2 protein-coding genes are annotated in these 7,871 nt (G+C 75.2%); one reads left to right on the top strand and one right to left on the bottom strand.

Annotated elements, in window-relative coordinates; all coding sequences use genetic code 11:
• The first annotated feature begins 27 nt into the window (after positions 1-27).
• On the top strand, positions 28-876 hold the full coding sequence (locus tag ORI94_RS23015) for an ABC transporter permease (RefSeq protein ID WP_266078696.1): 849 nt from the start codon (positions 28-30) through the stop codon (positions 874-876).
• Positions 877-1,815: 939 nt separating this feature from the next.
• Here ORI94_RS23015 and ORI94_RS23020 read toward each other — a convergent pair.
• On the bottom strand, positions 1,816-7,871 hold a 6,056-nt coding region (locus ORI94_RS23020), incomplete at its 5' end, for a type I polyketide synthase (protein WP_266078698.1).

A 7,871-nucleotide genomic window follows, 5' to 3' on the forward strand; every position in this document is an offset into this window, starting at 1 on the left:
CGCCCGACGCCCTCTGTGGAGGACCTCTTGACCACGCACCTCACTCCCGCGCCGCGCCCGGACGCGCCCGCGGCCGTCGCACTCGAGGCGCCCGACTTCGGCGGGAGTTCGTTCGTCGCCCAGGTGCGGGTGCTCACCGGGCGGTCGCTGCGGGCGATGGTGACCGATCCGGGCATCGTGCTGTTCGGCCTGATCCAGCCGGTCGTCATCCTGTTCGTGCTGACCCAGGTGTTCAGCAGGATGGGCATGCCCCCGCACTTCCCGGAGGGCGTGAGCTACCTCGACTTCGTGCTGCCCGCCGTGCTGGTGGACAACGCCGCGCAGTCGGCGATGCAGTCCGGGGTGGGCCTGGTGGAGGACCTGCGCAACGGCGTGGTCGCCAGGCTGCGTTCGCTGCCGGTGCACCCCGGGGCGCTGCTGGTGGCGCGCAGCCTGGTCGGGCTGGTGCGCAGCGCCGTGCAGATCCTCGTGATCATGGTGCTGGCGATGACGGTCCTGGGCTACTCCCCCAACGGGGGCGTCGCCGAACTCGCCCTGTCCGCCGGGCTCACGCTCTTCCTCAGCTTCGCCCTGGGCTGGGCCTTCATCGCGGCCGGCGCGTGGCTGCGGCGCGCGGAGCCCTTGCAGAACCTCGCCCTGATCGTGATCTTCCCGCTGATGTTCGCGTCCAGCGCGTACGTGCCGGTCGCCGACCTGCCCGGCTGGCTGGCGGCCGTGGCGCAGGTGAACCCGCTGACGTACGCCATCGACGCGAGCCGCGCCCTCGCGCTGGACGTGCCGGGCCTGGACCACGCGGTTCCGGCGCTGGTCATCGGCGGGGTCATCAGCGCGGCGGGCGTGTTCGCCGCCCTGGCCGGCTTCCGCCGGCCCCTCTGACCCCGCGCCACTCCCCCGGGCGCGGGGCCCGGCCCGCAGGTGCTTACCGGCGCCTGCGGGCCTTTTCCGTGCACGGATCGGGGCGGGCACGGGGTCGAGGGCCAGAGGTCGGCGATCGAGGGGCGGAGGCTGGAGGTCGGGGCTCGGGGCGGGGGTCGGTCCGGGGGCGGGTTCTGCACCGGGCGTGCATGCGGGTACGGCGGGCGCGGGCGCGTGTGGGTACGGCGCCGGTACCGGCGTGGCATCCGTGCGGACGGGGGCACCGCCGCCGCGGTGCGTCCGCACGAGTGCGGGTCCGGCATCGGCACGGGAACGGGCGTAAGCACCGCTACGGGCGCCGTCCGAGGACCGAACGGGCGCGCCGGGGCGGGCGGGCCCCGGGCACGGAAGGGGGCCCATGAGGGGGCGGGACGGCGGGAGTCCTGTGGGAGGTGGCCGCGGCTCTGCCCGTGGTCGGGGCGGCCGGGCGCTTCCCGTACACCGCCTGGTTTCGGTCACCGATCGGCGCGAAACAGACGGTGGCAGGTGTCGGGGTGGTGGAAGAGTCGCTGGTCAGCACAGAGAACGGCTGCCCGGATCGTCTCCAAGCGGGCAGCCGGGGACCGGCAAACGGGTCGGCCACCCCTTTTTTGGCCCCCTGCCGGCCCGGGTCCCGGCGGGGTCGGGCGCGAGCGGCTGCCGCCTCCCCGCCGCGGTCCCGGCCCGCACTCACGGCGGGTCCGTCCTCACCGTTCCCGACCGGGCGCCGCCGCAGCCGCTGCCGTGAACCCGGGCCGCCGTGGGCGCACTCGACACGGACGGGCACGGCCGGGCACGACGCGCACTCCGCGTACGGCAGAGCCCGGACCGGCCTTCACGTCGGTGGTGGCCGTCGTGAAGCCGGTCCGGGCCCTGGGGGTGGCGGGGCGGGCCGGGGCTCTGCCTGCTCCGCCACCGTGGTTACGAGAGGCCCAGCTCGTTGTCGAGCATGTCGAAGACCTCCTCGTCCGTGGCGGAGTCGAAGTCGAACGCGTCGTCCTCCTCCCCGGACGCGGCGGATGCCTCCGTGCGCAGCGACTGCCACTTGCTGCGCAGCACCTCCAGCCGGCCCGCGACCTGTTCGAAGAGTTCGGCACCCGCTTCGATGCCCGTGATGCTCTTCTCCAGCCGGTCCAGTTCGGCCAGGACCGCCTCCGGTCCGTCGGCCGGTGCCGGTGCGACGCGCGCGTACAGGTGGGCGACGAGTTCGCTGGGCGTGGGGTAGTCGAACAGGAGGGTGGCGGGGAGGCGGGTGCCGGTGAGCGCCCCGAGCCGGTTGCGCAGTTCGACGGAGGTCAGCGAGTCGAAGCCGAGGTCCTGGAAGGGACGGGTCGGTTCGACGTCGGCCAGGTCCACGTGACCGAGGACGGTGGCGATCTGACCCCGCACCAGCTCCAGCAGCGCCTCGCGGCCCTCCGCCGGCGTGAGTCCGGACAGCCGCCGGGTGAGGTCCGCCGCGGCCGCCGCCGCTCCCGCCGCCGGAGCCGCGCGGCGGGACGCCACTCTGATCAGCGAGCGGAACAGCGGCGGGATCTCGCCGAGGGACCGCAGGGCCCCGAGGTCCAGCCGTACGGGCAGGACCTCGGGCCCGGCGTCGGCGGTGCGGAGCGTGTCGAACAGGGCCAGGCCCTGTTCCGGCTCCATCGGCGGCATGCCCGCTCTGGTCATCCGGGCGATGTCGGCCTCGCCGAGGTCACCGGTCATGCCGCTGCCCCGGGTCCAGGGGCCCCAGCCGAGGGAGAGGGCGGGCAGGCCCTGGTTGCGGCGGTGCCGGGCGAGGGCGTCCAGGAAGGCGTTGCCGGCCGCGTAGTTGGCCTGGCCGGCGTTGCCGAGCGTACCGGCGACGGAGGAGAACAGCACGAAGGCGTCGAGCGGGAGGCCCCGGGTCGCCTCGTGCAGGTGCCAGGCGGCGTCCGCCTTGGGCCGCAGGACGGCGGCGAGCCGTTCGGGCGTGAGGGTGTCGACCATGCCGTCGTCCAGGACGCCCGCCGCGTGGATCACGGCGCGCAGCGGCCGGTCGGCGGGTACCTCGGCGAGCAGCCGGTCGACCGCGGCGCGGTCGGTCACGTCGCAGGCGGCGACGGTGACCCGGGCTCCCTCCGCCTCGAGCGCGGCGGCGAGTTCGCCGGCGCCGTCGGCGGCGGGGCCGCGCCGGCTCACCAGCAGCAGGCTCCGCGCACCGTGCTCGGTCGCCAGGTGGCGGGCGACGGCGGCACCGAGGCCGCCGGTTCCTCCGGTGACGAGGACGGTTCCCTCGGCATCCCAGTCGGCCGTGCCCTGCTGTTCGGGCGCGATGGCCCGGACCAGCCGGGGCACGAGCACCCGGCCTTCGCGGACCGCGAGCTGCGGCTCGTCGGAGGCGGGTGCGAGGAGGGCGGGCGGAAGGCCCGTGCCCGCGTCGGTGTCCTCCAGGTCGAGCAGGGTGAACCGGCCGGGGTGTTCCGCCTGGGCCGTGCGCGTCAGGCCCCATACGGCGGCGGCGGCCGGGTCGGTGCCGTCGGTCGCACCCCGGGTGACGACGACCAGGCGGGAGGCGGTGAACCTCTCGTCGGCGAGCCAGGTGCCGAGCGTCCCGAGGACCCGGGTGGTCACGGTGTGCGCGGCGCCCGCCATGTCGGCCGGGGCAGGGTCGGCCGGTCCGGTGCCGGTGTGGACGGGCAGGAGGACGACCGGCGGCAGCGGCCCGTCGGCCGCCGCGTCGGCCAGTGCCGTCAGGTCCGCGTACCGGTGGGCGGCGGCTCCGGCGGTGCGGACGGCCGTGTCGAGGGCACCGTCGTCCGGGCCGCCGATCAGAGCGACCCGTACGGCCTCCGTGCCGGCGGCGTTCGCGCTCTCCGCGGCGCCCTGCTCCGGTGCCGGGATCCAGTCCAGGGCGAACAGGCAGTCCCGTTCGGCGCCCGTCCCGGCGCCGAGCTGCTCCGCCGAAACGGGGCGGGTCACCAGGGAGTCGACGGTGGCCACGGGTGCGCCGGAGGTGTCGGCGACGGCTATCGCGAGGGTGCCGTCATCGGCGCGGGAGAGCCTGATGCGGACGGCGGACGCGCCGACGGCGTGCAGGGACACGCCGTTCCAGGCGAACGGAATCCCGCCGCCCTGTGACGTCCCCCCGCCCTGCGGTGAGTCGCCGTCCTGCGGCGCGTCGCCGTCGGCGGGCGTGCCGGCCAGCGCGGTGGCGTGCAGGGCGGCGTCGAACAGCGCCGGGTGCAGGCCGTACGCCTCACCGTCGGTGCCGTCGGGCAGGGCGACCTCGGCGAACACCTCGCCGTCGCGCCGCCAGGCGGCCCGCAGTCCCTGGAACACGGGTCCGTAGACGAACCCGGCGTCCTCGAAGCGTTCGTACAGGCCGTCCGTGTCGAGCGGTTCGGCCTTCTCGGGGGGCCAGACGGACGCGTCGAAGTCCGTGGCGGCCGAGGCCGCGGGACCGGTCGCGAGGACGCCCTCGGCGTGGGTCGTCCAGGTGGCGGCGGGGTCGTCGGCGGGCCGGGAGTGGATGCCGAGCGGGCGGTGGCCCGTGCCGTCGGGGGCGCCGACGCCGACCTGGAGCTGGACCGTGCCCCGGGCGGGCAGGACCAGTGGCGCGGCGAGGGTGAGTTCCTCCACCAGCTCGCAGCCCAGGGAGGTGCCGGCGTGCACCGCCAGCTCCAGCAGGGCGGTGCCGGGGACGAGGACGGCGCCCATGACGACGTGGTCGGCGAGCCAGCCGTGGGTGCCGACCGACAGCCGTCCGGTGAACAGGTGTCCGTCGGATCCGGCGAGTTCCACGGCCCCGCCGAGCAGCGGGTGGTCGGCGGGCGTCAGTCCGGCGGCTTCCGCCCCGGCGCCCATGTGCGTCTCCGTGGGCCAGAAGCGGCGCCGCTGGAAGGCGTACGTGGGCAGGGCGGTCCGGCGGGCGCCCAGGCCGGCGAAGAACCGGGCCCAGTCGACGGGCACGCCGTGTCCGTGGAGCCGGGCGAGGGCGTCGACCAGGGCGGTCTCGCCGGGGGTGGTGCGCCGCTGGGCGGCGACGGTCACGGCGGTGTCGGGCAGGGTCTCGCGGGCCATGGCGGAGGCGACGCCGTCGGGGCCGAGTTCCAGGAACCTGGTGACGCCCTGCTCGTTCAGGGTGTTCACCCCGTCGGAGAAGCGGACGGCCTCGCGGACGTGCCGTACCCAGTAGTCGGCGGAGCACAGCTCCTGCGCGGTGGCGAGGGCCCCGGTGAGGTTGGAGACCACGGGCAGGGCGGGCGGCTGGGGCGACAGCCGCTCCAGCACGGCGCGGAAGTCCTCCAGCATCGGTTCCATCAGAGGGGAGTGGAAGGCGTGCGACACCCGCAGGGCTGTGGTACGGCGGCCCTGCTCGCGGAAGACCGCGGTCACCTTCTCGACGTCCGTCCCGGAACCCGACACCACGACGGAGGCCGGTCCGTTGACGGCCGCGACGCCGACGCCGTCGGTGAGGTACGGCAGCACCTCGGCCTCGGTGGCCTGGACCGCCGCCATGGCACCGCCGGCGGGCAGCGCCTGCATCAGGCTGCCGCGGGCGGCGACCAGCGCGCAGGCCTCCTCCAGGGTGAAGACCTCGGCGACGTGGGCCGCGGTGATCTCTCCGATGGAGTGTCCCGCCACGTACTCGGGGACGACACCGAACGACTCGGCGAGCCGGTACAGCGCCGTTCCGAGGGCGAAGAGGGCGGCCTGGGTGTAGGCGGTGCCGTTCAGGGCTTCCTCGTCGTCACCCCAGACGACCTCGCGCAGCGGTCGCTCCAGGTGCTCGTCCAGTCCGGCGCAGGCCGCGTCGAAGGCCTCGGCGAACACCGGGAACCGCCCGTACAGGTCGCGTCCCATGCCGAGCCGCTGCGAGCCCTGGCCCGGGAAGAGGACGGCGAGCAGTCCCTCGCGGGCCGTGGTGGCCGGCTCCTCGCCCCGCGCGACCGCGCCCAGGCCCGCCAGCAGCCCGTCGCGGTCCGCGCCGACGACCGCGACGCGGTGTTCGAACGCCGCGCGGGTGGTCGCCAGCGAGTACGCGACGTCGAGCGGGCGCGGCAGGTCCGCACCGGCCACCCCAGCCTCCTCGACGTGCGCCAGCAGGCGTTCGGCCTGGGCGCGCAGGGCGTCCTGGTCGCGCGCCGACAGCAGCCACGGTACGACCGCGGCGGACGCCTCGCCGGGGCCGGCGGGGGCCGTGGGCGCGGCGGCGGGTGCCTGCTCGACGATGACGTGGGCGTTGGTTCCGCTGATGCCGAAGGAGGAGACACCGGCGCGGCGCGGGCGGCCGGTGCCGGTCCACTCCCGCTGCTCGGTCAGCAGCGCGACGGAGCCGGTGGTCCAGTCGACCTGGTCGCTGGGCGCGTCCACGTTGAGGGTGGCGGGCAGCACACCGTGCCGCATCGCCATCACCATTTTGATGACGCCCGCGACGCCGGCGGCGGCCTGCGTGTGGCCGATGTTGGACTTCACCGAGCCGAGCCACAGGGGGCGCCCCTCGGGCCGGTCCTGGCCGTAGGTGGCGAGCAGGGCCTGGGCCTCGATCGGGTCGCCGAGCGTGGTGCCCGTGCCGTGCGCCTCGACCGCGTCGATCTGGTCGGCGGCGAGCCGCGCGTTGGCGAGGGCCTGCCGGATCACGCGGCGCTGGGAGGGGCCGTTGGGTGCGGTGAGCCCGTTGCTGGCACCGTCCTGGTTGACGGCGGAACCCCGGACCACGGCCAGCACCTCGTGCCCGTTGCGCAGTGCGTCGGACAACCGCTCGACCACCAGGAAGCCCGCTCCTTCGGAGAAGCCGGTGCCGTCGGCCGCCGCGGCGAACGACTTGCACCGTCCGTCGGGTGCGAGCCCGCCCTGCCGGCCGAACTCGACGAACACACCGGGCGTGGCGAGCACGGTGACACCGCCGGTGACGGCGAGCGAGCAGTCGCCCTGCCGCAGCGCCTGCACCGCGAGGTGCAGCGCGACCAGGGAGGAGGAGCAGGCGGTGTCGACGGAGACTGCCGGGCCCTCCAGGCCGAGCTTGTAGGAGATGCGGCCGGTGACGACGCTGCCGTTGCCGTCGCTGCCGGGGTAGTCGTGGTACATCACGCCGGCGAAGACACCGGTGCGGCTGCCCTTGAGCGAGCCGGGGTCGATGCCCGCGCGCTCCAGCGCCTCCCAGGACAGCTCCAGCGCGAGCCGCTGCTGCGGGTCCATCGCGAGGGCCTCGCGGGGCGAGATGCCGAAGAATCCGGGGTCGAAGTCGGCTGCCCCGTCGAGGAAGCCGCCCTCGCGTGCGTAGTAGCCGTCGGGGTGCCTGGCCTCCGGGTCACGCAGCATCGACAGGTCCCATCCCCGGTTCTCGGGGAACGGGGTGATGGCGTCCGCGCCGTCCGTGACCAGCCGCCACAGCTCTTCGGGGGAGGTCACTCCGCCCGGGTAGCGGCAGGCCATGCCGACGATCGCGATCGGCTCGTGCTGGGCGGCGGTGAGCCGCCGGTTGTCCCGGCGCAGCCGCGCGGTCTCCGCGCGGGCGGCGCGCAGGGCGTCGGGGGTCGAGGAGTCGCCGGAAGCCCCGGAGTCCTCAGAGGCCCCGGAAGCCCTGGAAGTCCCGGCGAAGGGGACGTCCTGGGGGCCCGGGTCGGCGTCGACGGCGCCGTCCGGTTCGTCGTGCAGGTCGGTGTCCTGCTCCTCCGGGTCTGCATAAGCCTCCGCGTGCGCCGATGCGCCGTCCTCGTCGGCGAGTTCGAGGAGGACGTCCACCAGACCCGCGTCCCGCAGTCGCCGGGTCGGGATCGACCGGAGCGCGCGGCGGACGCCGTCCTCTCCGGCGTCGCCGTCCGCTTCATCACCCGACGCCGGGTACACGGTGGCCAGCTCGGCCTCCACGAACTCGGTGACGGCGAGTGCGTTGGGGTGGTCGAAGACCAGGGTGGCGGGGAGCCTGAGTCCGGTGAGGTTGTTGAGCTGGTTGCGCAGTTCGGTCGCGGCGAGCGAGTCGAAGCCCAGCTCCTGGAAGGCCCGGTCGGGTCCGA

Origin of the sequence: Streptomyces sp. NEAU-W12, from assembly GCF_026242095.1 — a bacterium.
Classification (GTDB): domain Bacteria; phylum Actinomycetota; class Actinomycetes; order Streptomycetales; family Streptomycetaceae; genus Streptomyces.